We start from the raw sequence: 25,602 nt of genomic DNA, 5'->3' as shown, positions 1-25,602 counted from the left end.
CGACACCCGGTACCCGACTCGCGCGTTGCACGAAAAAGGCCGCCGCTCCCCTGAAAGGAACGGCGGCCTTGTTCGACCGATCGGGCCGGACGCCGCTTAGAAGGTAAAGCGTGCGCCGATACGGATCGAGTAGAGCGACTGGTTCACATACACCTGATCAGGCTGCGGCGAGAACGTCGCGCTGCCGCCGACCGGCGAGTAGCGATATTGTGCGCAGGCCTGTCCGGCGTTGGTCGCCACTGCGCCATAGTTGCCACCGGCAGGATTGGCGGAGCCGGGTGCGATGCCGGTCGGAACCACGGCCTGCAAGCACTGCACGCGGACCACCGGGGTGTTGTACGGGAACACGTATTCGCGCTGCTGGCCCCAGTTCTTGTTCAGGAAGTTCGTGAAGTTCTCGATGTCCGCGAACAGCGTGACACGCGAGCCGCCGACGAAAGTCGGTATTTCCTGCGCGACGTGAAGGTCGAGACGCGTGAACCACTTCGAGTTGAAGCCGTTGCGCGGCGCCGTCTTGCCGCGATACTTGCCCAGCCCCGACGAGTCGATGAACGCGTTGACCGCATCGCGGACCGCCGCGCTGCTGTACGAGACCTTCGCGTCGTCGAGCGTCGGTACGTACATCAGATAGCGGTTGCCGCCTGTGCCGGAGTTCGAGCTGACGCCCGTGGTGCCGAACACTGATGCGCGGCCGCTGCCGTTATTGCCGAAGTCCTGGAACGTGTAGCTGAACGGGTGGCCGATACGCGATTCGCCGAACAGCGCGAACGTGGTCTTATAGTCCCCGAAGAAGGCGTGATCGTAATTCACGCCGTACTTGAAGAAGTACTTAACCTGGTCGTTCGAGATGCCATAGGCGACGTTGTTTGGATCGACGAACGCACCGTTGGAATAGTTCGACCCTGCGGTCGACGACGTTGCCGGCGCGGCGTCCTTGACGTCCTGATAGGTGAAGCTGCCGTTGATGCTCAGCCCCGAATCCCATGCCTTTTCGAGACGTGCGACGGCGATGTACGCGCGGCCCTTGTTGGTGTTGGTCAGCAGGATGTCGGTGTTGGTATTGGTGCTGGTCGCACCGCCATCGATCAGGTTCTGGTAGCGCTGGCGGCCGTCTGGGGTCAGCGAACCGGCGATCGGCACCGAACGGATGTCGGTGAAATACACCTGATCGCGAACCTTCGAGTAGAGAAGGTCGGCACCGAACACCCAATCGTCGCCGAGCGGGCCGAGGTTCGCGGTGTACTCGCCCGTCAGCGTGGCGCGCCACTGCGACGGGATCTTGAAGTTCGGGTCGAGTGCATTGACCGTCGCGTTGGCCGGCGCCGAACCGCTGGTCAGGAACGTGTTGGCCGCGGTCGGCACCGACGTCCCGGTGACGCCGGTCAACAGCGCTGCGGCAGTTGCCGCCTGCGTCGCAGCCGGGGTGCCGGCCGGGAAGCCGTTGAACCCGGTCAGGGTGCGGCTGACACTAAACGAATTGGTCAGGACGCCCGTGTTCGAGAAGCTGTTCGATACATAGACGTCGGGGGTGCCGCCGCCGAAGACGCCGCCGCCGCCGCGGATGCTGACGCGCTGTGCAGGCTTCCAGTCGAACCCGGCACGCGGCTGGAACAGGCCGAACCCGGAGATGTTCGCGCTGTTGTTGTTGATGTTGATGCGCTGGCCGTTGACGATCGCGCCGTTCGCATAGCGGCCGGCGAAGGCGGAGCTGAGCGGCGGATTGTCGTCCATCGCATACAGGTCGTAGCGTGCGCCGAAGCTGACGTTCAGCGTCGGCGTCACCTTCCACGAGTCCATCACGCCGAACGTGTAGCTCTGGTAGCCGAACTGCGCCGCGGCGGCATTGGGATCGAGTGCCGACAGTCCGTTATTGCCCACGATCGCGTTGCCGTACGCAAACGACCCCGCATTGCGGTTCTGCAGGTCGGCGATCGAGTCGAAGTAATAGCTGCCTGCGCTGTTCTGCAGGAACGAGTTGAAGATCGAGACGCTCGAGACCTCGGTGAAGACGCGGACGTCATGGTCGTTCATGGTCAGGCGTGCCTGGACCAGGCCACCCCAGGTCTCGGTACGCAGTTCGTTGGTCTGGCGCGAGCTGTCCGGACCGAACGACACGGTCCCGGCGTTGTTCTCGCAAGCGGTCGGCGAGACGGTCAGCCCTGCCGCCGCAACCGTGGCCGTAGGGTTGGTGCAGACGCGGAACTGCGCGAAGCCGCGGCCGAGCAACGGATCCTGGATACGCTTGTAGTTTTTGTAGAAGCCGCGGACTTCGGTCGAGAAGCTGTCCGACCATTCCGAGTTCAGCTGCGCGACGCCGGTGTGCAGGCGGTTGCCCTGAACATAGGCGTTGGACGCCAAGCCAAGCCCGGTCGGCGCCGTCGGGAAGGTGTTCTGCAGCAGATTGATCGCGTCGTTCGCGTAGGTGTAGGTCAGCGACAGACGCTGCCTGTCGGTGATGTTCGCATCGATCTTGGCGACGACGCGGTCGTCCTTGTCGCCGAGGTTACGCAGCACGCCGCCGGTGTTGTAGCCATAGACCGAGTTGGCGATGGCGCTGATCTGGTCGACCTGCGACTGGGTGATGCCCGGAATGCTGGTGCCGGCGTTGTTGTCCGTCGGACCCTCGGCGATCGGGCGTCCGCCGCGCAGGCGCTCGCCGGCGACCATAAAGAACAGCTTGTCCTTGATGATCGGGCCGGACAGCTCTGCGCCGTAATTCTCGGTCTTGAAGTTGGGGACGCTGACGCGCAGGTCCTTGGTGCGCTTGCCGACGAACTCGTCGCGCGACTGCGAATAGAAGCCGGTGCCGTGGAAGTCGTTGGTGCCCGACTTCAACACGATATTGATCGCGCCGCCCTGGAAATTGCCCTGGCGGACGTCATAAGGCGCAACCTGCGCCTGGAACTGGCCGATCGCATCGAGCGGGATCGGCGAGCGGCGGCTCGGCAGGCCGTCGCTGTTGAGACCGAAATTGTCGCTGACCGACACGCCATCGACGGTGAAGCGGTTGTAGCGCGCGTTCTGGCCGGCGAACGAAACCGAACGGCCGCCCGAGGGGCTGTCGTCGAGACGGGCGAACGGATCGCGGCGCTCGAGATCGCGGATGTCGCGGTTGACCGTGGCGATATTGGCGATCTCGCGGGCATTGAGGACGGTCGTCGGCCCCTGCGAGATCGACCGCGCATTGGGCAGGCTCGCGGCGGTCACGACGATCTCGTCAGCGCCGCCGGCGACATCGGTAGCCAGCTCGACGGGGAGGTCGAATGCCTGCGCCACGGTGATGTTGACGTCGGTCACCTGCTTGCTGCCATAGCCGGCCGCAGCGACGGAAACGGTGTAGGGGCCGCCGGGGCGAAGACCGTTGACGTTGAACGTGCCCGACCCGTCGGTGGTTGCGGTCGAACGCGAACCCGTCGCCGCGCTCGTGATCTCAACCGTAGCACCGTTGATCGGTGCGCCATCGGCGGTCACGGTGCCGCGGATCGACGATGTGGTTTCCTGTGCCGACGCGGCCATCGGCGCGACGAGCGCGACCACTGCCACACCCAGGAAAAGGTTGTTCCGCATCAGTAATTACCCCTTTTGAGCGCTTTGCTCTGGATTTCGCGACTTCATGTCGTGTTAATCCGGCCCTGCACTTTGAATATTTCGGATATGTGACATTGGCGAGTAGCGAATTGTCACAGACGCACTCGGCGGTGTTGCGTTGCAAAATAGCAACGCAATTCGACCGATCTCGTCGATCCGGGAACCAACCTTCAAACGAGGCGTGACGGCCAGCGTCAGTCCGCGGCGGCGACGATCTCCGCCCACTCGGCCTCGGTGATGACGCGGATGCCGAGATCAGTCGCTTTTTTCAGTTTCGAGCCCGCACCCGGCCCTGCGATCACGAGCCCGGTCTTGCTCGAGACCGAGGCTGCCACGCGCGCGCCGAGTGCCTCGGCCTGCGCCTTGGCCTCGTCGCGGCTGAGCGTCTCGAGGCTGCCGGTGAAGACAAGGATCTGCCCGGTCACCGGCGATTCGCGCGTCTCGTGGATCACGTCGGCGGGCTTCACCTCGCGCAACAGGTCGAACACGACGCGGCGGTTATGCGGCTCGGCACAGAAGCCGATTAGCGCGCTTGCAACCTCGGGGCCGATGCCCGCGGTCTCGATCGCTGCGACTAGCAGCCTGTCGCGGCGCAGGACGAATTTGCGCTCGGATTCGCCGATCACCGGCTCGATCCGGCCGCGCAGGAACACCGCGTGCCGCAGCACGCTGCCGAGCGCCCTCGCCGACGCATAGCGGCGCGCAAGGTCGCGCGCGGTGATCTCGCCGACGTGGCGGATGCCGAGCGAAAACAGGAACCGGTCGAGCGGGATCGTCCGCTTGGCCTCGATCGCAGCGATCACCTTGGCTGCCCAGACGCGCCCGTCCTTTTTCCGCGCAGCGAGTTGCTCTTCGGTTAGACGGAAAATGTCCGCCGGCGATGCGATCAGCCCGTCGCGGAAAAACGCCTCGATCAGCGTCTGGCCGAGCCCGCCAATGTCGAACGCATGGCGCGACGCGAAATGGATCAGCCGCTCGACTCGCTGCGCCGGGCAGATCAGCCCGCCGGTGCAGCGATAGACGACCTCGCCCTCCTCGCGCTCGGCGGCAGAGCCGCATTCGGGGCAGCTATGCGGGAAGACATACGCGTCGCGGTCCACGTCGGGGGTCAGATTCTCAACGATCTGCGGGATGACGTCGCCCGCGCGCTGCACCAGCACGCGGTCGCCCGGCCGCACGCCGAGTCGCTCGATCTCGTCGGCATTGTGCAACGTCGCGTTGGTCACGACGACGCCGCCGACGGTGACGGGCGACAGCCGCGCGACCGGAGTCATCGCGCCTGTCCGCCCGACCTGGATGTCGATCCGTTCGAGCAATGTCTGCGCGCGCTCGGCCGGAAACTTGTGCGCGATCGCCCAGCGCGGCGCCTTGGCGACCTGACCCAGCCGCGCCTGCCAGTCGAGCCGGTCGACCTTGTAGACCACGCCGTCGATATCGAACGGCAGGTCGGCGCGCTCAGCTTCGATTTTTCGGTACACGTCGAGCGCCGCGGCCGTCCCCTCGACTCGCGCAAACCCGTCGGCGATCGGAAAGCCCCAGCCGCGCAGCGTGTCGACCACCTCGGCCTGCGTCTCGCCCGGCACGACGCTCGCCTCGCCCCAGCCATGCGCGAGGAACCGGAGCGTCCGGCTCGCGGTCACGCTCGCATCCTTCTGGCGCAGCGATCCGGCGGCGGCGTTCCGCGGATTGGCGAACTGCCGCGCGTCCTTGCCGGTCTCCTCGGCCTCGGCGAGCAGGCGCGCATTGAGCGCGGCGAAGTCGTCCTTCGCCATATACACCTCGCCGCGAACCTCGAAGACCGCGGGGATGCTCTCCCTCTCGTGTTCCCCCGCGAAGGCGGGGGCCCAGTCTGGGCCCCCGCCTTCGCGGGGGAACAAGGTCTGGGGAATGTCAGCAATGGTTCTCACATTGGCGGTAACATCCTCGCCGACCTGCCCGTCGCCGCGCGTCAGCGCCTGCACGAGTCGCCCGTCCTCATACCGCAGCGAACACGACAGCCCGTCGATCTTCGGCTCCGCGGTCAGCGCCACCGGCGCGTCATCCGCCAGCTTCAGGAACCGGCGCACGCGCGCGACAAACTCCTCGACCTCCTCGTCCGCAAACGCATTGTCGAGGCTCATCATCGCCTTGGCATGCGCGACCTTGGCGAGGTGCCCGGCAGGCGCCGCGCCCACCGTCCGGCTCGGCGAATCGCTCCGCACCGCCGCCGGAAACGCCGCCTCGATCGCCGCATTGCGCCGCACCAGCGCGTCATACTCGGCATCGCTAATCTCGGGCGCGTCGTCGGTATGATAGCGCGCGTTATGATACGCGATCTGCGCGGCGAGCGCCTTCAGTTCGGTGGCGGCTTCGGTCTCGGTCGCGGGAAGGTCAGGCATCGCGCCGGGTTAGGGGAGGGGGCCGCCTTTCGACAAGACCTCGATCAACATGGCGTGAACATTCGCGCGACTTGCGCGCTGACATCCCAAGACAATTTTTCGCAGGATCCGCCATCATGACCGACACCAATCGTCGCGACCTCTTCAAGGGTGCCGCCGTCACCGGCCTCGCCGCCGCCGCCGCACCGGCATTCGCGCAAGGCCAGGCGCCGCTCGCCGATCCGCAAACGCGCTTCGTCTCGACGCCCTTTCCCGAACAGCGCCAGAAATGGCCAGCACTCCAGCGCGACATGCGCCCGGTCCCCGATTGCGGCGAGGCGAGCTATCGCGGTTCGGGACGGCTCGCGGGCCGCAAGGCGCTGGTCACCGGCGGCGACTCGGGGATCGGTCGCGCGGCGGTGATCGCGTTCGCGCGCGAGGGCGCCGACGTCGCGATCAATTACTACCCGACCGAGGAACCCGACGCGCAGGACGTCGCCAAGCTGCTCCGCGCCGAGGGGCGCAAGGTCGTGCTGATCCCCGGGGACCTGACCGATGCGAAATTCTGCACCGACCTGATCGCGCGCGCCGCACGCGAGCTCGGCGGGCTCGACATCCTCGTCAACAACGCCGCCTATCAGCAGTCGAAGGCGTCGATTGCCGAGATCAGCGTCGAGCAGTTCGACCGGACGATGAAGACGAACGTCTATGCGATGTTCCACCTGTGCAAGGCGGCGATCCCGCTGATGAAGCCGGGCGCGTCGATCATCAACACGGGGTCGGTCAACTCGGTCGATCCGGGCGAGGAGCTGCTCGATTACGCGACCACCAAGGGCGCGATCCTGATCTTCACCAAGGGGCTCGCCAAGCAGCTCGGCAAGAAGGGCATCCGCGTCAACATGATCGCGCCGGGCCCGGTCTGGACGCCGCTCCAGGTCGCGGGCGGTCAGCTCCCGGGCAAGATGGGCGAATTCGGCCAGGACACGCCGCTCGGCCGCGCGGGCCAACCCGCCGAACTCGCATCGCTGTTCGTGACGCTGGCCGAGACGGGCACGAGCTTCACCAGCGGCAGCGCGTTCGCAGCGACCGGCGGCAGCGGCGTGCTGTAACGCCGGCCTCGTCCCCTTACTCCACCCCGGCGAAGGCCGGGGCCCAAATGGAAAGGTCGCAGTAACGGAGCGATGCGCATCGTTATCACCGTCCCCCAATTGGGCCCCGGCCTTCGCCGGGGGGGGGCATAACGAACTCACCCCTTACCCAACCGCCGCAACCCCTCCGCATCCACCACCCGGATCCGCGCATAGTCCAGCGCGATCACCCCTTCGCGCTCCATCGCCTTCAGCGCCTTGTTGAGCGTCTGCCGCGACACCCCGATCATCGCGGCGATATCCTCCTGGCGAAGCGCGACGCTGTCCCCGCCCGCCGCGCGCACCAAGCCCCCCAGCGTCCGCGCGAGCCGCACCGGGATCGGCTGCGCCAGCGTGTTCATCATGAACGCCAGCGACGCACGCTGGTGCGCGCACGCCAGCAGCGCGATGTCCCACCACAATTCGGGCGTGGCGCCTGCCAGCCGCCGGAACGCCTCGATCCCGATATGCAGCACGCGCGCCGCACCGAACGCGATCGCATCATGCGGCCTGGGCCCCGCGTCGAGCGTCGACAGCTCGCCGAACCACGTTCCCGGCCCCATCATCAGCACCACCAACTCGGCGCCGACCGCGGGATAGCCGATCAGCCGGACCTGTCCGTCGAGCACCGCCCACAGCCCGTCGGGCGGATCGCCGACGCCGTACAGCCGCGTCCCCGCCGCGACCGACCGGATGCTCGCCTGCGCCAGCAACAGCGCGCGCCGCGCGGCGGGCACCGCGCCGAACCACGCATCGGCCTCGAGCAGCCCGGTATCGATCGGTGCCATGACGCATCGTGTCGGCCGATCGACGAGATTGTCAATCCGGCGACATTGTCACGCCGGGGGGCATGCTATTTCCGGGGCATAATAACAGGAGATCGATGATGGCGACCGCACTCAGGACCGAGCCGACCGTACGCGACCTGGTGTCGCCCGAGGAATGGGCGCTCCGAGTCGATCTCGCCGCCGCATACCGTTTGGTCGCGCATTATGGCTGGGACGACCTGATCTTCACGCATCTCTCGGCGCGCGTGCCCGGCCCCGAGCATCATTTCCTGATCAACCCGTACACGCACATGTTCGAGGAGATCACCGCGTCGTCGCTCGTCAAGATCGACGTCAACGGCGACAAGGTCATGGACACGCCCGCGCCGGTCAACCGCGCGGGCTTCGTGATCCACTCCGCGATCCACGCTGCGCGCGACGATGCGGTCGCGGTGCTGCATCTGCACACGCCGCACGGCCAGGCGGTGTCGGCGATGGCGGAGGGGCTGCTCCCGCACACGCAGACCGCGATGATCGCCGGGCACGACGTGGCGTATCACGACTTCGAGGGCATCGCGACCGAGCTCGAGGAGCGCGAGCGACTCGTCGAGGATCTCGGCACCAAGCACAGCATGATCCTGCGCAACCACGGCACGCTGACGGTGGGCGACTCGATTCCGCAGGCGTTCCTGCGCATGTATTTCCTCGAACGCGCGTGCGAGGCGCAGGTGCTGATGCTGAGCGCGGGCCGCGAGAATCTCAACACGCCGAACCAGGGCGTGGCGGAGAAGGTCGAGGGCCAGTCGAGCGGCCCCGGCATGCGGATGCTGGCCGATGGCCTCGCCTGGCCGGCACTGCTCCGCAAACTCGACCGGATCGACCCAAGCTTCCGCGACTAGGGCGGGCGCGACTGGAATAGAGGCCACCACCCCGGCGAAGGCCGGGGCCCAGTTGGAAAGGTCGTTGTAACGGCGCGTGGCATTGGCCAATTACCGTATCCCAACTGGCCCCCGGGCTCCGCCGGGGTGGTGGAATGCGAGGTTGCGATGAAGAAATCGTCGGTGTTCGTGATCGCCCTGAGCCTCACCACCCCCGCCACCGCCCAGCCGACGCACATCCCGGCCAAGCCCGCCCCCGCGATCGGCTATGACTGGAACGATGAGTCCTCCGCCGACGACCGGGTCCAGCAATCGCTATGGCCCCGCTCGGACGCCAGCGCGGCCGGCCTCGACGACATGATCCACACCGAGCAAGCCCCCCTCCACGCTGCGATCCGCGAAGACGGCGGCGTCGGCACCCGCGCGCTGCACGGCCTGCGCAAAGTCGTCGGCGACTCCATCGTCGTCCCCCTTCTCAAGATCCATCTCGGCCACCCGTGACACGAGACGCCCTGATCCCGCGCCCCTACTGTTCTCCCGCGAAAGCGGGAGCCCAGGGCCACGTACACCACCCTGCGTAACCCTGGACCCCCGCCTCCGCGGGGGAACGGCAAGGGAGGAGGAAAAGCGGCCGGTTTAGCCATCCCCCCACACCCTCAGGCCCGCTCCAACAACCGCTCCGCCTGCGCACGCGCCTCGTCGGTGATCATCGCGCCCGACAGCATCCGCGCGATCTCCTCGCGCCGCTCGTCCTCGGACAGCGCACGCACGCCCGTCCGCGTCACCGTCCCGTCGTTGCTCTTCGCGATCAGCAGATGCTTCGCGCCACGCGCCGCGACCTGCGGGCTGTGCGTGACCACCAGCAGCTGCGTGCTCTGCGCCAGCCGCGCGAGTCGCTCGCCGATAGCACTCGCCACCGCGCCGCCGACGCCGCGATCGATTTCGTCGAACACCATCGTCGACGCGCCGCCCTCTTCCGCCAGCGCGACCTTCAACGCGAGGATGAAGCGCGACAATTCGCCGCCCGAGGCGATCTTGGTGAGCGCCGCGAACGGCGCGCCCGGATTGGTCGAGATCTCGAACTCGACGCGGTCCTTGCCCGCCGAAGACCAGCCCTCTTCGCCAAGCGGCGCGACTACCGTCTGGAACCGCGCCGCATCCAGCTTCAGTGGCGCCAGTTCGCCCGCCACCGCGACATCGAGCCGCTTGGCAGCCGCCAACCGCCGCTTCGTCAGCGCATCCGCGGCCGTATCATACGCTTTGCGAGTCGATGCCACGCGCGCTTCCAGCACGGCAATCCCGCCTTCGCCCGCATCGAGCCGCTCGAGCCGCGCGCGCATCTCGTCCGCCAGCGCCGCCAGATCGTCCGGCTGCACGCGGTGCTTGCGCGCCATCGCGCGCAGCTCGAACAGCCGCGCCTCGTCATCCTCCAGCGCGCGTGGATCATAAGCGAGCTCGGCCCGCGCATCGCGCAACTGCTCTTCGGCCACCGACGCCTCGATCACCGCGCGGTCGACCGCCGCCAGCGCCTCGCCCAGCGCGACATGATCCTCCGCGATCCGCTCGAGCACGCGCGCCGCCTGGCGCAGCTTTGCCAGCCCGCCGTCCTTGCCCTCGAGAAAATCGTCGATCGCCGCCAGATCGTCGGCGATCTTCTCCGCGCGCTGCATCGATCGCCGCGTGTCCGCCAGCGTCTCTTCCTCGCCCGCGACCGGCGCGAGCGTCGTCAGCTCGGCAACGGTATGCTCCAGCCACTCGCGATCGCGCGCCGCCGTCTCAATGTCCGCACGCGCCGCCGCCAGCTCGGCCTCGGCCGCACGAAACCCCGCATAGGCCTTGCCCGTCGCCCCCGGCTCGGTCCGCCCGAAAATGTCGAGCAGCGCACGATGTCCGCGCGCGTTGAGCAACCCGCGCTCGTCATGCTGGCCGTGGATCTCGACCAGATGCGGCGCCATCTCGCGCAGCAGCCCCGCCGATGCGGGCTGGTCGTTGACGAACCCGCGACTGCCGCCGTCCGCCTTGACGATCCGCCGCACGATCAGCGGCTCGCCGCGCTCGATCTCAAGCCCGTTCTCGTCGAACAGCAGCGCGAGCGGCGATTCGGGGGCAGGGGCGTCGAACGTTGCGGTGACGACCGCCTGCGCGGCGCCATGCCGCACCAGCCCGCTATCGCCGCGCCCGCCGAGCGCAAGCCCCAGCGCATCGAGCAAAATCGACTTGCCCGCGCCGGTCTCGCCGGTGAGGACGCCGAGCCCCTCGCCGAAGCCCAGGTCCAGTGCCTCGATCAGCACCACGTCGCGAATAGAGAGTTCGGTCAGCATCGCGCGCGTCTTAGACGATTTGCGCGCGAAGGTGATCCCCTAATGTTCTCATGCGCGACCCGGCGTCAGTTGCCGGGGCCGGTCCGCGTCGCGCTGCCCGGGCCGACCGGTGCAGGGCTCGAAACGCTGCCCGCACCGGTTCCGCCGGTGTTCCCGTTCGCCTTGGGAAGCTCCAGCACGCCGGTACCCGGCGTACCCGCAGTTCCGGTTGGGACGACGGCTTCACCCGGTGCGAGCGGCGCAATCGGCTTGACCGGATGCTCCTGCATCAGCGTGTAGGCATGGTCGTACCAATCGCTGCCGGGATAATTGCGCCCGAGCACCGCCGCGGCCTTCTCGGCCTCGATCGGCACGCCGAGTTGCAGGTACGTCTCGGTCAACCGCATCAGCGCTTCGGGCGTGTGCGTGGTCTGCTGGAACTTGTCGATCACCGTCCGGAATCGGCCGTTCGCCGCGAGCCACTGGCCGCGCGTCTCGTAGAAGCGGCCGATCTCCATCTCCTTGCCTGCGAGATGGTCGTTGACCAGATCGATCTTCAGCCGCGCATCCGACGCATAGCGCGTGTTCGGATAGCGCCGCATCAGTTCGCCGAGCGAATCGAGCGCCTGACGCGTGATCTTCTGGTCGCGCGTCACGTCGGTGATCTGCTCGTAATAGCCGAGCGCGATCAGGTAATAGGCATAGGGCGCGTCGCGGTTGCCTGGATGGACCGCCAGGAAGCGCTGCGCCGAACTGATCGACGCGGTGTAATCCTTGGCGAGGTAATAGCTGAAGGCCGACATGATCTGTGCGCGGCGCGCCCAGATCGAATAGGGATGCTGGCGCTCGACCTCGTCGAACAGCTGGGCTGCCTCCTTGTAGCGCGCCTGGTCGAGCCGCTGCTTGGCGGTCGAGTACAACGTGCCCACGTCGCGCGCGACATAGGGGAGGTCGCCCTTGGCGGCGCGGCCACCCGCACAACCGGCTATGGGGAGCGCAAGCGCGGCGATGAGCGTGACCGCGAGGGCACGAGACTGGGTGATACGCATCGGCGTGATCCTTAGCGTAAGCGGATAGCCGCGAACAATCCTTTTCGCCGGGTCGCTCTTGCCCCTTCCCGCCAACCGGATCGCACGGCAATAGTCGCGCGTTGGCGTCACGCCATTGCTATCGAGGATCATGTCATGCCGGCCACATTGTTGCACACCCACCGCGTCGAAAAGCCCTGGGGTCGCGACACGCTCTGGCCCGGTTTCGAGGATCCCGCCGCAAGCTCGCCGCCGATCGGCGAAGTCTGGTTCCAGGAGCCCGGCAACACCACGCCCGACCTACTGATCAAATATCTGTTCACCAGCGAGAAGCTGTCGGTGCAGGTCCACCCCAATGACGAGCAGGCGCAGGCGCGCGGCCTGCCGCGCGGCAAGGACGAGTGCTGGACGATCCTCGCGGCCGAGCCGACCTCGACGATCGCGGTCGGCACGAAGGCGCCGATGTCGAAGGACGAGCTGCGCGCCTCGGCGATCGACGGTACGATCGAGGGCAAGCTTGACTGGAAGCCGGTCCAGCCGGGCGACTTCATGTATTGCGCGTCGGACACGATCCACGCGATCGGCGGCGGGCTGACCGTGATCGAGGTTCAGCAGAATTCGGAGACGACCTACCGCCTGTACGATTACGGTAGCGACCGCGAGCTGCATCTGAAGGACGGCATCGAGGTCGCCGATCCAACGCCTTACGTCCCCGTCGCGCCACCGGTCGAAGTCGAGACGGGCCGGACGATCATGGTCGAAGGGCCAAAGTTCGTGCTCGAACGCTGGAAGGGCGGCGATCACGTCGTCAATCTTCCCGAAGGCACGACCGGTTGGGTGATCCCGATCACCGGCACGGGTCACGTCGCGGGCGTCGCGTTCAAGGCGGGTGAATGCGCGACGATGACCGGAAGCGAGACGGTTTCGACCAGTGCGGATGCGGACGTGCTGTTCGCGTATCCGTTGGCAAAGCGGCTCTGACCGGAAAACCCGGTCATCTTGATTTCTCCGCGAAGGCGGGTGCGCTGCTCTGCGGTCGCGGGGAACATTGGAAGCCGGGCAAGCGTCGCTGACACGACCGCTATCCCGAATCACAGCTACGCCCCGGCGAAGGCGACGCCGGATGGGCGGTATTTCAAGCAGGCGGCGGCGCTTCATCACTAACAAACACCGCCCCAATCACCTTCGTAGTCAACAATCCGCCGGTGCAAAAAAATCTGCTCGAAGGATGAAATTGCGGCGGGAGTCTAGACCGGGATCGCAACGGCTCACTCACCCCGCATTAACCAGCATGCCCCTACACCCACGGCGACATGCTTCGCATCCTGACCCTTTCGACGCTGTTCCCCGATGCCACCCGCCCCAATTTCGGCATCTTCGTCGAGCGCCAGACGTCGGGCCTAGCGGCTCATCCCGACGTCGTCCTCCAGGCGGTGGCGCCGATCGGCCTTCCCCCCGCGCCGCTCGCGAAACTGGGCCGCTATGCCGGTCTCGCCTCTGTCGCGACGCGTGAATGCTGGAACGGCATCGACGTCCATCGCCCGCGTTTCACCGTCCATCCGTTCCTGCAGGGGCGTCGCCATGCCGCCGAGCTCGAACGCGCGCTGATCCCGCTCCTCGACGCGATCCGCGACGAGTTCGCATTCGACGTGATCGATGCCTCGTTCTTCTTTCCTGACGGCCCTGCCGCGGTCGCACTCGGCAAACGCTATGATGTGCCTGTCTCGATCAAGGCCCGCGGCGCCGATATCCATCATTGGGGCACGGCGCCCGCCACAGCAGCGCAAGTGCGAGCCGCAGGTCGTCACGCGGCCGGGCTGCTCGCGGTCAGCGGCGCTATGAAAGCCGACATGGTTGCGCTCGGGCTGTCCGCCGACCGCATCCGGATCCACCACACGGGTGTCGATCAGGCGCGGTTTCACCCCGTGGATCGTGCCGCGGCAAAGGCTTCACTCGGCGTGACGGGGCCGCTCGTCGTTTCGGTCGGCGCCCTGATACCACGCAAAGCGCATGATATCGTCATCGACGCGGTCGCAGCGCTTCCGGGCGTGACCCTGCTGGTCGCGGGGGAGGGCCCCGAGCGGGCAAGGCTCGAGGCACGGATCGCGCGGCTGGCGATAGGCGATCGTGTCCGCCTGCTCGGCGCGGTCCCGCACGCGGACCTGCCAAGGCTGATCGCCACCGCCGATGTCGGCGCGTTGGCGTCGCGGTCCGAAGGTCTCGCCAATGCCTGGGTCGAGTCACTCGCGTGCGGGACTCCGATCGTCATCACCGACGCGGGCGGCGCGCGCGACGTGGTGACGTCGCTCGACGCCGGCCGCGTCACGATCCGCGACGGATTGGCCTTTGCCGCGGCGATCGTCGCGCTGCTGGCCGATCCACCGACTCAGGCCGCGACGCGGGCCACCGCCGCGCGGTTTACGTGGGAGGCGAACACCGCTGCGCTCTATGACCATCTCGCAGCGCTGGTCGCGGGTCGCCGGTGACATCCTTCACCACTTTGGGTGGCACCTCGCACTGCGGGGCAGCTTCCCGGTCTGGTTACCGCGCGAGCGGATAAAGCGCCGCGACGATCCAGCGACCTTCGCCGCGCAAGACCGCCCATGCGCGAGCGGCGGCTCGACTATCCATCGCCTCGATCCCGAACCCGCGCGCCTCGACCGCGCGCTTGAACGCGAGCGGGGGTTGGCGCAGCGCGGCGCCGGTGCCGAGCAGCAGGAATTCGGGCGGCGGCTCGAGCGCGAGCAGCGCGGCGACGTCCGCCTCGCCCAGCGTCTCGAACGCGGGCGGCTCCCAGCCATCCGCACGCTCGGGGCTGATCGACAATGCGGTATAATAACCATCGTCGACCTTGAACCCGGCCCGACCGATCGCCGAGATCATCGGCCCATCGGTCTTCTCGCGGTCCATCCTCACTTAACGTTCGACCTTCGGGCCCACCCGCTCGGCCCCGTCCTGCACGCCGCCCTTGCGCGGTGCAGGATCGGCACGCAGCCCCAGCGTGATCAGCAGCGACGACGACACGTAGATCGACGAATACGTCCCCACGACGATACCCAGGATCATCGCCGCGGTGAACCCACGTAGCACATGCCCGCCGAGCACCAGCATCGCGACCAGCGCGAGCAGGATCGTCACCGACGTCATAACCGTACGCGGCAGCGTCTCGTTGACCGACAGGTCGATGATCTCGCGCATGTCCATCTTGCGGTACCGGCGCATATTCTCGCGGATCCGGTCGTCGATCACGATCTTGTCGTTGATCGAATAGGAGATGATCGTCAGCACCGCCGCGACGATGTTGAGGTCGACCTCGAAATAATCCCGCATCAACGCAAAAAAGCCGAGCGTCATCAACAGATCGTGGACGATCGCAACGATCGTCGAGACACCGAACTGCCATTCGAACCGCACCACTGCGAAAAGCGCAATGCCCAGGATCGAAAGGCCGACCGCGAGCAAGCCCTTGGTGATCAGTTCATCGGAGACCTTGCCCGAGATGGTGTCGTATTTCGAGAACGTCGAGCCTGGGAATTTCGCAACGATGTCGTCCGAAACCTTCTTCACCAGTCGGTTGGTTGCGCCTTCGTCACCGCTCTCCGGCAATGGCAGTCGGATCGACAGCGTCCTGGGATCGCTGAACGACTGGATCGAGGCCTCGCCGACGCCGAGCCGGTCGACCTCGGTTCGGACTGCTTCGATAGAGGGCGGCGTCGCGAAGTTCTGTTCGATCAGCACGCCGCCGACGAAATCGACGCCCATGTTCAAGCCGCGGAATGCGACAAGGCCGACCGCGAGAAGCGAGAGGATCAAAGTCAGCCCGAATGCCCATTTGCGGAGCGAAACGAACTTCAGGTTCGTGTTGTCGGGAACGAGTTTCAGCAGGCGCATGGTAATCTCCCGCCTCAAATATTGATCGTGGTGGGGCGGTTCTTCCGCAGCCACAAGGCGACCATCATCCGGGTGAACGTGACGGCGGTGAACACCGACGTGCAGATCCCGATCAGCAGCACGACCGCGAAGCCCTTCACGGGGCCCGAGCCCAGCAGGAGCATGATCACGCCGGTGATGGCGTGGGTCACGTTCGCCTCGAAGATCGTCCGCGACGCTTCCTTGTAGCCGAGCTCGACCGATTGGACGACGCTACGTCCGCGTCGCCGCTCTTCGCGAATGCGCTCGTTGATCAGCACGTTGGCGTCCACCGCGGTCCCGATCGTCAGCACGAAGCCGGCGATACCGGGCAAGGTCAGCGTCGCGTTGAGCATCGCCATGACGGCAACGATGACCAGGATGTTGATGACCACCGCGAGGTTCGCATACAGGCCGAACCGTCCGTAGGTGACGAACATGAACACGATCACGAGCAGCGCGGCGACGATCGATGCCAGCACGCCGGCGCGGATCGAATCCTTGCCGAGATCGGGGCTGACGGTGCTTTCGGCGATCGTCTTCAGATTGACCGGCAGCTTGCCCGACCGCAGCGAGATCGCCAGCGCGTTCGCCGACTCGACGGTGAAGTTGCCTGAGATCGACGCGCGACCGCCAAGGATCGGCTCGTTGATGTTCGGCGCGGAGATCACCGAATTGTCGAGGATGATCGCGAACGGCTTGTTGGTGTTCTCGGTTGTGACCTTCGCGAAGCGACGACCGCCGACCGCGTCGAACGTGATCGCGACCTGCGGCGCGTTGGTCTGCGGCTCGAACTCCTGGCGCGCATCGGCGAGCTGATCGCCCGAGATGATAACCGAGCGCTTCACCGCGATGAACGGAATGCCCTGCGGATTGCCTGGATACGGCAGCACCTGGCTACCGATCGGAGCAATGCCCTTGGCGAGGTCGGCCGGGTTCGCGGTCTCATCGACCAGCTTGAACTCGAGCTTGGCGGTCTTGCCGATCAGCTCCTTCAACGCCTGCGGGTTTTTCAGGCCCGGTACCTGCACCACGATCCGCGTCGCGCCCTGGCGGATGATCGTCGGCTCCTTGGTGCCGAGCGCGTCGATACGACGACGGACGACTTCGGTCGCGTCCTTCATCGCCGTGTCGATCGCCTGCGTCAGGCCGGCCTGGGTCGGCCTGAGCACGAACCGGCTCGTGTCGACGACGTTGATGTCCCACTCGCGCTGGCCGCTCATGCCTGCGCCACCACCGGTGATCGCCAGCAGGCGCTCGCGCGCCGCATCGACCTGGCTTGGATCGCGCAGCAGGAAGGTCAGCTGGCCCCCACGCGTCGAAATTTCACCGATCTCGATCCGCGGCGTGCCGTTGCGCATGGTCCCCGCCACGCTGTCGCTCATCGCCTCGATCCGCGTCGCGGCGAGGTCGGCGGTATCCGCCTCGAGCAGCAGATAGCTGCCGCCGGCGAGATCGAGCCCAAGATTTATGTGCGGATGGGGAATGCTGCCCCATTTGCTCGTTGTGCTCTCGGGGAGGAAACTCGGGATCGCCAGCAGGCACAGCGCCGCGAGCAACCCGATGATCGACCCGACCTTCCAGCGCGGAAAATCCAGCATCAGTCGTTGGCCGGTTTCGTGTTTGGGCTGGTGATGTCGGTCAGCGTCGCCTTGACAACGCGCACGCGGACATTCGGCGCGATCTCGACCTCGACGACATTATCCTCGACCTTGGTCACCTTGCCGAGGATGCCGCCCGACGTGACGACGCTGTCGTTCTTCTTCACCGCCGCGACCGACGCCTGCAGCGCCTTCATCCGCTTTTGCTGCGGGCGGATCATCAGGAAATAGAACACGACGAACACGAGGAAGAGCGGCGCGAGGCTCAGGAACGAGGCGATGCCGCCCCCCGCCGTCGTGGCGCCGTCTGCGGCCTGGGCATAAGCTGGTGAGATGAACATGAAGGTCCGTATCTGGCTGGGCCGTAGAAGGCGCAAGGTTGGGTCGGGCCGGACGTCGCGCGTCGCGCCCGCATTGGTCCGCCCGCTATCATCGCTTGGAACCGCGCGCAACAGATCGCCACAGGATGAGACGTGGGCGTCATGCGACCGAGCGCATCTTGCGGTACGGGTGTGTTCGCGCTTGCATCCTGCGCGGACCCCGCGTAGTGCGCCCCCCTCGGGTCGCCTTGCGGCCCGTTCGGTCGGAGCGTAGCGCAGCCTGGTAGCGCACCACACTGGGGGTGTGGGGGTCGCAGGTTCGAATCCTGTCGCTCCGACCATTTTCTCTTAGCGATGCGAGTGCGGAACGTTCCGCCCACCTCGTTCTCCCGCGAACGCGGGAGCCCAGGGTAACGAACGCTGCCGCCTGTAACCCTGGACCCCCGCCTGCGCGGGGGAACTCGCTTTGGTTTGGTGGGCGAGAGCTTACGCCGTCTCGCTCACCGTCGCTGCATGGCCCACCGCGATCGCGCTCAGGTTGACGATCCCGCGCGCGGTCACGCTCGGCACCAGCATCTGCAGCGGCTTGGCAAGCCCGAGCAGCATCGGCCCGAGCGGCGCGGATTCGGTCGACGCCGACAACAGCGACACTGCGATGTTCGCCGCATCGATGTTCGGCATCACCAGCAGGTTTGCAGACCCCGTCAACGGACTGTCGTTCACCAGCCGCCGCCGCAGCGCCTCGGACAGCGCGGCATCGCCGTGCATCTCGCCGTCGAACTCGAACCCCGGCGCCATCTCCTTGAGCAACGCATGCCCCGCGCGCATCTTCTGCGCCGACGGCGACCGCGACGCACCGAAGCTCGAATGCGACAGCAGCGCCGCCTTGGGCTCGATCGCGAACGCGCGTACCGCGTCCGCCGCGAGCATCGTCATCTCGGCGATCTGCTCGGCGGTCGGATCGACCGTCACGTGCGTATCGCAGAAGAACAGGCTGCCGGTGCGCAGGATCACCGCGGACATCGCATAGAGGCGCGACACGCCCGGCATCCGCGGGATCAGCGGCATGACGTAGGTCATCTGCGTCCACCAGTCGCCGATGCCACCACACAAGGCTGCATCGACGCGACCCTCGCGCAGCAGCATCGCCGCGGCGACGCTCGGCCGGGTCCTGAGCGCACGCTCCGCGCTGTCGGGTGGCGTACCGCGGCGGCCGACGAGCGCACCGTAGCTCGCGAGCAGGGGCTCGAACACCTCGCGGTCGGTCGCCGGATCGAGCACCTCGACATCGCTGCCGATCGTCATCCGCAGCCCGCTCGCCTCGATCCGCTGGCCGATCACGTCGCGGCGCCCGATCAGCACTGGCCGGCCAAGGCCTTCGTCGATCACCGTCTGCACGGCGCGCAGTGTCCGGTCGTCCTCGCCCTCGCCATAGGCGATCGAGCGCCCCGCCTGCTTGGCGCGCGCGAAGATCGGCCGCATCAGCTGGCCGGAGCGGTACACGAACACCTCGAGGTCGCGCAGATACGCATCGAAATCCTCGATCGGCCGGGTCGCGACGCCCGAGTCCATCGCCGCCTTCGCCACCGCTGGCGCGACGTGCAGGATCAGCCGCGGATCGAACGGCTTGGGAATGATGTAGGTCGGCCCGAACACCGGCGTCGCGCCGCCATAGGCGCTGACCACCACGTCCGACGCGGTCGCACGTGCGAGCGCGGCGATCGCGTCGACCGCGGCCACCTTCATTGCCTCGTTGATCTCGGTCGCGCCGACGTCGAGCGCGCCGCGGAAGATGAACGGGAAGCACAGCACGTTGTTGACCTGGTTCGGGAAATCCGAACGGCCCGTCGCGATGATCGCATCGGGGCGGGTCGCGGCGACCAGCGCTGGCTGGATTTCCGGTTCCGGGTTCGCCAGCGCGAGGATCAGCGGATCGGGCGCCAGCAGATGCAGCCATTCCTGTTTCAGCACGCGCGGCGCTGACAGCCCGAGGAAGATGTCCGCTCCCTCCAGCACGTCCGGCAAGGTCCGCGCGTTGGTGGTGCGGGCATAGCGCGCCATGTTCGGCGGCATCACGTCGCCGCGATCGGCATGGACGACGCCCTTGATGTCGGTCAGCGTGACGTTCTCGGGGTTGAGCCCCATCGACACCAGCAAATCCACCGTTGCGAGCGCGGCCGCGCCTGCGCCCGACGTCACCAGCTTCATCTGGTCGAGCTGCTTGCCGCGCAGTTCGAGCACGTTGCGGACTGCGGCGGCACACACGATCGCGGTGCCGTGCTGGTCGTCATGGAACACCGGGATGTTCATGACCTCGCGCAGCTTCGCCTCGATCTCGAAGCATTCTGGCGCCTTGATGTCCTCAAGGTTGATCCCGCCGAACGTCGGCTCGAGCACGCGGACCGCGTCGATGAACGCCTGCGGGTCGAGCTGGTCGATCTCGATGTCGAAACAATCGATCCCAGCGAATTTCTTGAAGAGCACCGCCTTGCCCTCCATCACCGGCTTCGACGCAAGCGCGCCGATCGCACCGAGCCCCAGCACCGCGGTGCCGTTGGTGATGACCGCGACGAGGTTGCCCCGCGCGGTATAGTCGCGCGCCTTGTCCGGATCGGCGGCGATTTCCTCGCATGCGGCGGCGACGCCCGGCGAATAGGCAAGCGCAAGATCGCGCTGCGTCGCCATCCGCTTGGTCGCCTCGACCGAGAGCTTGCCGGGTTTCGGATAACGGTGATAATCGAGCGCGGCTTTGCGGAAATCGTCTTCCATGGTCTTCCTAACCTGTCGGCCGCGGCGGCGACCGGGTGATCGAGAGCGCACGGGCACGGGCTCGCGGCGTCGAATGTTCGAGGCAGCGCATAGCCGCACGCGCACCGATCCGCCAACCCGCTAAGATGCCGGCGTGATCCGCGTATTACGTAGCGTCGCCGCGTACATCGCGCGCGCGCCCGACGTCAGACTTGCGAGTGATGGCCCTTCAGCTCGTCGCCGACGATGCGGACGACGTGCAGCACGTTGGTCGACCCGGGCGTCCGGAACGGTACGCCTGCCAGCACGATCACCCGGTCACCCGCCTTCGCCATGCCGTGGCGCAGCGCCATCCGCTTCGACTTGGCAACCATGTCCTCGAACGATTCGACGTCGCGCGTATGGACCGCATGCGTGCCCCACAGCAGCCCGAGCCGCCGCGCGGTATCCTGGTTTGGCGTCAGCACAAGCAGCGGCACCGACGGACGCTCGCGCGCGATCCGGCGCGCGGTAGAGCCCGACGTGGTGAAGCAGATGATCGCCACCGCCGACACCGTCGCGGCGATGTTCTTCGCCGCTTCGGCCAGCGCGTCGGCGGTCGTCGGATCGGGCTTCATCACGGTGAAGTGCATGCGGTCGCCATGTTCCGGATCGGCCTCGACCGACACGCCGATCGCATCCATCATCGCCACCGATTCGACCGGCCACGCGCCCGCCGCGCTCTCGGCCGACAGCATGATCGCGTCGGCGCCGTCGTAGACCGCGGTCGCGACGTCGGACACTTCCGCGCGCGTTGGCGACGGCGAGGTGATCATCGATTCGAGCATCTGCGTCGCGACCACGACCGGGCGGCCCATCCGGCGCGACACCTCGACGATGCGCTTTTGCAGCGGCGGTACCGCCTGCGGCGGCATCTCGACGCCGAGATCGCCGCGCGCGACCATCACGCCGTCGCAGGCCTCGACGATCTCCTCGAGCCGCTCGATCGCGGCGGGCTTCTCGATCTTGGCGAGCAGGGCTGCCTTGCCGCCGATCAGTTTCCGCGCTTCCCACAGATCCTCGGGGCGCTGGACGAACGACAGCGCGATCCAGTCGACGCCCTGGTCGACCGCGAAGTCGAGATCGCTGCGATCCTTCTCGGTCAGCGCGGCCATCGGCAGCACGACGTCGGGGACGTTCAGCCCCTTGTTGTTCGACAGCGCGCCGCCGACCTCGACGCGCGTCGTGATCTCGCGCGGGCTGTGCGAGACGACGCGCAGCACCAGCTTGCCATCGTCGAGCAGCAGGCGCGCGCCCGGTTCGATCGCGGCGAAAATCTCGTCATGCGGCAGTTCGACGCGGGTCGCATCGCCCGGCGTCGTGTCGCGGTCGAGCACGAAGGTCGACCCGGTTTCGAGCACCGTGCGGCCGCCGTCGAACTTGCCGACGCGCAGCTTGGGCCCCTGCAGATCGGCGAGGATCGTCGACGGGCGGCCATATTCCTTTTCCAGCGCGCGAATCGCCTGGATGACCGCGATCTTCGACTGCTGGTCGCCATGGCTCATGTTGATGCGGAACGCGTCGGCGCCGGTGCGGAACAGCGTGGCGATCATCTCGGGCGTGCTGCTGGCAGGGCCTAGCGTCGCGAGGATGCGGACCTTCCGCAAGCGGGGGGCGATAGCGATGGTCATGCGTGCGGTTTCCTCGGGGAAGCTCTTTGCCGCGACGGGCCTTAAACCCTATCTCCGCGGGATCAACCACGGAGCATATGAATGACCCCCGAAACCGACCCGCTCGACACTTTGGACGATGCCGTAGCGGCAAAGGCGTTCCGTCGCCTGATCCGTCACCTCCGCCACCGCGAGGACGCGCAGAATGTGGATCTGATGGGACTCGCCGGTTTCTGCCGCAATTGCCTGTCCGACTGGGTCGAAGAGGCGGGCGGACTCGACAAGGATGCGGCGCGCGAGACCGTGTATGGGATGCCCTATGCGCAGTGGAAGGCGCATCACCAGGGCGACGCGACCCCTGAGCAGCTCGAACGGATGAAGGAAAGCGTCACCAAGAACGCGCCGCAATCGGCTGGCGCCTGATTTGTGGCGATACGCCGCGGCGTCGCTTGAGCCGAACACGGTAAACGCCTAGACGCGGCGACGCACCCACAGCGGCCTGATTCACGACGTCCTGCGACGGCGATCATCGGCGTGGGGTATTTCGATTGGTTTGAGGCCGGCGCCTTTGGCGCCCGCGAGTGGGGAATTTTCGATGTCTGACGAACGGCAACACGGCATGGGCGGCGGCGCGGTCGCAGCGGACGAACTGCGCCTGCTGATCGAGCGCGCCGAGCGCCTCGAAGAAGAGAAAAAAGGTATCTCGGACGACATCAAGGACGTGATGGCCGAAGCCAAGGGCCGCGGTTACGACCCCAAGGCGATCCGCAAGATCCTGTCGATCCGCAAGAAGAAGAAGGAAGAGTATCAGGAGGAGGAGGCGATCCTCGAGGTTTACCTCCAGGCACTCGGAATGATCTGAGGATCTGCTGATTTTGCGCGGTGCCTCTCCCCCGATCTGTCGTCGGGTTGCGGGGAGGCGCCGCGTTGATCTCCCTGATTTACCGGTAGAGAATGCTTCTCCCGATCTTCGCGGCATTCGTGCTGTTCCTGGTCGTCAACACGATCACGATCGCCGCATTCGCGATCGACAAGCGGCGATCGTCGACCGGCGGATGGCGTATCCCCGAATCCCGCTTGCTCTGGTTCGCAGTACTTGGCGGCAGCCCGGGGGCGTTCTGGGCGCGCCATCGCTTCCGCCACAAGACGCGTAAGCAGCCGTTCGTCGGGCGGCTCCAACTGATCGCGATGGTCCAGGTCGGCGTTATCGCCGGGCTCGCGATCGCTTTTGCGCTATGATTTAGGCGTTCTGCACGGGCGATTGATGCCCCTGCGCGACAGGTGTATTGCTGTTATGCGACATTGCATCGGGGGCGAGCATGAGACTAGTCATTGGGGTTGCGGCTGCACTGTTGACCAGCGCGCCAGTCGCTGCCCAATCGGTCGACGCAGACGCGAAAGCGCTGGTGCAAAAGGCCGAGACGTTCGTCAGGGTCCGCCACCAGTTCGATCAGGCGGCGATGATCGCGATGATGGCGCCCGACTATCAGGAGGTGTCCCCCGTCGGCGAGGTCGATTCTCGCGACCGGGTGATCGGATTCTACGCCGCCGACAAGAAATCGCCCGCGCCGCCGATGATGATCACCGAGACCGTCGCGCGACCCGCAGGCACGATCGGCGTCGTGACGATGCGGATCGCCTATACGATGCCCGGCAAGGACGGCCAGACGCAGACGCGTGCGTTGCGCGCCGGCTTCGTCGCGCGGCGGATCGACGGCGACTGGCAGTTCGTGTCGTTGCAGTTGACCCCGATCCGCGGATGACGACCTAGGCCGCCTCCGCCGGCAGCGTCGTCCAGCCGAGCCCCGGGATCGTGATCGAGCGCTTGCCGGCGAGGTCGGTGCGGCAGACGATCAGTTCGCGGCTTTCGATATAGCCGATCAGGCGCTTCACGCGGCCGATCGAGCTGGTGCCGTAGGTCGCCGCTATCCGTGCGTCGGAGGGGCAGGGTTCGCCTTCCCGCGCGGCGCGCGCCACCAGCAGGAACGCGCCGAGCATGTCGTCGGGTAGACCGCTGGCGACATCCAGCGCCGCCGTCCAGGCCTCATCGGTCATGTCGAAGATGCCCGCGCGTGCGCAACTCAATCGACGGACGAAGCCCGGCAGGTCGAGCGGCGGCTTGGCAAGGCCACCCATCCGGCAGCGCACCTGGAAATCCTGGAACAGCACCGAGGGTGGCCGCAGCGTCGATTCGGGGTCCTCGACGATCGCGCGGAAGACGTCGGCGTACACGGCCTCGACCTCGTCGTCGGTCTTCTCGGGCGGCGGCGGTGCGGCGGTGCGCGGTTCGGGCGGGCGGGCGATACCGTCGAGCAGCTCCTCCGCCGGCACGCGGCGTGGACGCGAATCGAACATCAGGCCCAGTTCGGGCGCGTCGACCACCGGCTCGGACAGCAGGTCCTGCAGGTCCATCGGCGCGGCGCTGGGGAGGGGGGTGAGCTTCGGACTCCCGCTGCGTGCGGAGGTCGCCACGTCGCCGATCTTCACGGTGATCGGCCGCCGCGACACCGCCGGCCCGAGCGCCATGAAGGTGCCGCGCTGGAGATCGCGAATCGCTTCGGCTTGGCGCCGCTCCATGCCCAGCAGATCGGCGGCGCGCGCCATGTCGATGTCGAGGAAGGTGCGCCCCATCAGGAAGTTCGACGCCTCCGCCGCGACGTTCTTCGCCAGTTTCGCCAGACGCTGAGTCGCGATCACGCCGGCAAGGCCGCGTTTACGCCCGCGGCACATCAGGTTGGTCATCGCCGCGAGTGAGGCGCGACGCACTTCCTCGGACACTTCGCCGCCCGTCACCGGCGCGAACATCTGCGCCTCGTCGACCACCACCAGCACCGGATACCAATGCTCGCGCGGCGCATCGAACAGCGCGGAGAGGAACGACGCGGCGCAGCGCATCTGCCCCTCGACCTCGAGCCCTTCGAGGCTGAGCACCGCGGACGTCCGGTGTTCGCGCAGCCGCGTGGCGATCCGCGAGATTTCGCGTTCGCTATAGTCGCCCGCCTCGATCACGACATGGCCGTGCGGCCCCGCGAGCGTGACGAAATCGCCCTCGGGATCGATCACGATCTGCTGGACATGCCCCGCCGATCGCTCGAGCAGCCGGCGCAGCAGATGCGATTTTCCCGATCCCGAATTGCCCTGCACCAACAGGCGCGTGGCGAGTAGTTCCTCCAGGTCGACGCCGACGGCAGTACCATTGCCGTCGGTGCCCATATTCACGCTAACCGTCATGCCGCGCGTTTGGCAGGTGCGGACGCATTGGGGCAAGGAGTCTTTCGCGTAGGTGCGTCGCAAGTGCGGTTTTGCGCACTGGCTTAATCCGCAATCCCG

21 protein-coding genes and 1 tRNA gene are annotated in these 25,602 nt (G+C 66.7%); 10 read left to right on the top strand and 12 right to left on the bottom strand.

Annotated features, from left to right (window positions below; all coding sequences use genetic code 11):
• Positions 1–96: 96 nt before the first annotated feature.
• Both ASF00_RS02815 and ligA read right to left on the bottom strand, forming a co-directional pair.
• On the bottom strand, positions 97–3,567 hold the full coding sequence (locus ASF00_RS02815; RefSeq protein WP_055873807.1) for a TonB-dependent receptor: 3,471 nt from the start codon (positions 3,565–3,567) through the stop codon (positions 97–99).
• A gap of 215 nt (positions 3,568–3,782) precedes the next feature.
• Complete coding sequence (gene ligA / locus ASF00_RS02810) at positions 3,783–5,966, bottom strand: NAD-dependent DNA ligase LigA (protein WP_055873806.1); 2,184 nt, start codon at positions 5,964–5,966, stop codon at positions 3,783–3,785.
• 116 nt (positions 5,967–6,082) lie between these two features.
• On the opposite strand from ligA, the gene ASF00_RS02805 reads away from it, so the two are divergent.
• The gene (locus tag ASF00_RS02805; protein WP_055873805.1) at positions 6,083–7,054 is read left to right on the top strand and encodes an SDR family oxidoreductase; all 972 of its coding nucleotides are present in this window, start codon (positions 6,083–6,085) and stop codon (positions 7,052–7,054) included.
• 137 nt (positions 7,055–7,191) lie between these two features.
• On the opposite strand, the gene ASF00_RS02800 is transcribed toward ASF00_RS02805, so the two are convergent.
• Positions 7,192–7,860, bottom strand: coding sequence for a Crp/Fnr family transcriptional regulator (locus ASF00_RS02800; protein WP_055873803.1), 669 nt, complete (start codon positions 7,858–7,860; stop codon positions 7,192–7,194).
• 98 nt (positions 7,861–7,958) lie between these two features.
• Between ASF00_RS02800 and ASF00_RS02795 the strand changes: the two genes are divergently transcribed.
• Both ASF00_RS02795 and ASF00_RS02790 read left to right on the top strand, forming a co-directional pair.
• Complete coding sequence (locus tag ASF00_RS02795) at positions 7,959–8,738, top strand: class II aldolase/adducin family protein (protein WP_055875286.1); 780 nt, start codon at positions 7,959–7,961, stop codon at positions 8,736–8,738.
• Between the two features lie 147 nt (positions 8,739–8,885).
• A complete protein-coding gene (locus ASF00_RS02790) occupies positions 8,886–9,218 on the top strand; it encodes a hypothetical protein (protein WP_156348139.1) in 333 nt (110 codons plus the stop codon).
• Positions 9,219–9,373: 155 nt separating this feature from the next.
• Here ASF00_RS02790 and recN read toward each other — a convergent pair whose 3' ends face one another.
• Together recN and ASF00_RS02780 are read right to left on the bottom strand one after the other, a co-directional pair.
• Entirely contained in the window at positions 9,374–11,038 is a 1,665-nt protein-coding gene (recN, locus tag ASF00_RS02785) for a DNA repair protein RecN (RefSeq protein ID WP_055873798.1), read from the bottom strand.
• A gap of 65 nt (positions 11,039–11,103) precedes the next feature.
• Positions 11,104–12,066, bottom strand: a complete 963-nt coding sequence (locus tag ASF00_RS02780) for an outer membrane protein assembly factor BamD (RefSeq protein ID WP_082463228.1) — start codon at positions 12,064–12,066, stop codon at positions 11,104–11,106.
• Positions 12,067–12,201: 135 nt separating this feature from the next.
• Between ASF00_RS02780 and ASF00_RS02775 the strand changes: the two genes are divergently transcribed.
• Positions 12,202–13,026 carry a class I mannose-6-phosphate isomerase gene (locus tag ASF00_RS02775; RefSeq protein WP_055873795.1) on the top strand — a complete coding sequence of 275 codons (825 nt, stop codon included), beginning with the start codon at positions 12,202–12,204 and terminating at the stop codon, positions 13,024–13,026.
• Between the two features lie 332 nt (positions 13,027–13,358).
• Entirely contained in the window at positions 13,359–14,531 is a 1,173-nt protein-coding gene (locus ASF00_RS02770) for a glycosyltransferase (protein WP_055873790.1), read from the top strand.
• Between the two features lie 55 nt (positions 14,532–14,586).
• On the opposite strand, the gene ASF00_RS02765 is transcribed toward ASF00_RS02770, so the two are convergent.
• Genes ASF00_RS02765 through yajC form a run of 4 tightly spaced genes read right to left on the bottom strand, consistent with a single transcriptional unit; the run spans position 14,587 to position 17,896 of the window.
• Entirely contained in the window at positions 14,587–14,961 is a 375-nt protein-coding gene (locus tag ASF00_RS02765; RefSeq protein WP_055873788.1) for an MTH938/NDUFAF3 family protein, read from the bottom strand.
• The gene (gene secF / locus ASF00_RS02760; protein WP_055873785.1) at positions 14,962–15,936 is read right to left on the bottom strand and encodes a protein translocase subunit SecF; all 975 of its coding nucleotides are present in this window, start codon (positions 15,934–15,936) and stop codon (positions 14,962–14,964) included.
• A 14-nt stretch (positions 15,937–15,950) separates the two neighbouring features.
• A complete protein-coding gene (gene secD, locus ASF00_RS02755) occupies positions 15,951–17,555 on the bottom strand; it encodes a protein translocase subunit SecD (RefSeq protein ID WP_055873781.1) in 1,605 nt (534 codons plus the stop codon).
• Positions 17,555–17,896, bottom strand: a complete 342-nt coding sequence (gene yajC / locus ASF00_RS02750) for a preprotein translocase subunit YajC (RefSeq protein ID WP_055875282.1) — start codon at positions 17,894–17,896, stop codon at positions 17,555–17,557. The genes secD and yajC overlap by 1 nt, the downstream gene beginning before the upstream one ends.
• A gap of 243 nt (positions 17,897–18,139) precedes the next feature.
• On the opposite strand from yajC, the gene ASF00_RS02745 reads away from it, so the two are divergent.
• A tRNA-Pro gene (locus ASF00_RS02745) sits at positions 18,140–18,216 on the top strand.
• Between the two features lie 145 nt (positions 18,217–18,361).
• On the opposite strand, the gene ASF00_RS02740 is transcribed toward ASF00_RS02745, so the two are convergent.
• Both ASF00_RS02740 and pyk read right to left on the bottom strand, forming a co-directional pair.
• Complete coding sequence (locus ASF00_RS02740; protein ID WP_055873778.1) at positions 18,362–20,644, bottom strand: NADP-dependent malic enzyme; 2,283 nt, start codon at positions 20,642–20,644, stop codon at positions 18,362–18,364.
• A 185-nt stretch (positions 20,645–20,829) separates the two neighbouring features.
• Entirely contained in the window at positions 20,830–22,293 is a 1,464-nt protein-coding gene (gene pyk, locus ASF00_RS02735; RefSeq protein ID WP_055873775.1) for a pyruvate kinase, read from the bottom strand.
• Positions 22,294–22,374: 81 nt separating this feature from the next.
• On the opposite strand from pyk, the gene ASF00_RS02730 reads away from it, so the two are divergent.
• From ASF00_RS02730 to ASF00_RS02715, 4 genes are all read left to right on the top strand, one after another.
• Positions 22,375–22,695: a DUF1244 domain-containing protein gene (locus ASF00_RS02730; protein WP_055873772.1), complete on the top strand. Its 321-nt coding sequence runs from the start codon at positions 22,375–22,377 to the stop codon at positions 22,693–22,695.
• A 196-nt stretch (positions 22,696–22,891) separates the two neighbouring features.
• Entirely contained in the window at positions 22,892–23,134 is a 243-nt protein-coding gene (locus tag ASF00_RS02725; RefSeq protein WP_197942503.1) for a DUF2312 domain-containing protein, read from the top strand.
• 92 nt (positions 23,135–23,226) lie between these two features.
• Positions 23,227–23,511, top strand: a complete 285-nt coding sequence (locus ASF00_RS02720) for a DUF1294 domain-containing protein (protein WP_055873763.1) — start codon at positions 23,227–23,229, stop codon at positions 23,509–23,511.
• A gap of 80 nt (positions 23,512–23,591) precedes the next feature.
• Positions 23,592–24,035 (top strand): nuclear transport factor 2 family protein, encoded by a 444-nt coding sequence (locus ASF00_RS02715; RefSeq protein ID WP_082463176.1) that lies wholly within the window; start codon positions 23,592–23,594, stop codon positions 24,033–24,035.
• Positions 24,036–24,039: 4 nt separating this feature from the next.
• Here ASF00_RS02715 and ASF00_RS02710 read toward each other — a convergent pair whose 3' ends face one another.
• Positions 24,040–25,503 carry an ATP-binding protein gene (locus ASF00_RS02710; protein WP_055873757.1) on the bottom strand — a complete coding sequence of 488 codons (1,464 nt, stop codon included), beginning with the start codon at positions 25,501–25,503 and terminating at the stop codon, positions 24,040–24,042.
• Positions 25,504–25,602: the final 99 nt, after the last annotated feature.

The organism is Sphingomonas sp. Leaf34 (assembly GCF_001421805.1).
In the GTDB taxonomy this organism is placed as follows: Bacteria; Pseudomonadota; Alphaproteobacteria; order Sphingomonadales; family Sphingomonadaceae; genus Sphingomonas.
This window is presented reverse-complemented; position numbering and strand designations above follow the sequence as displayed.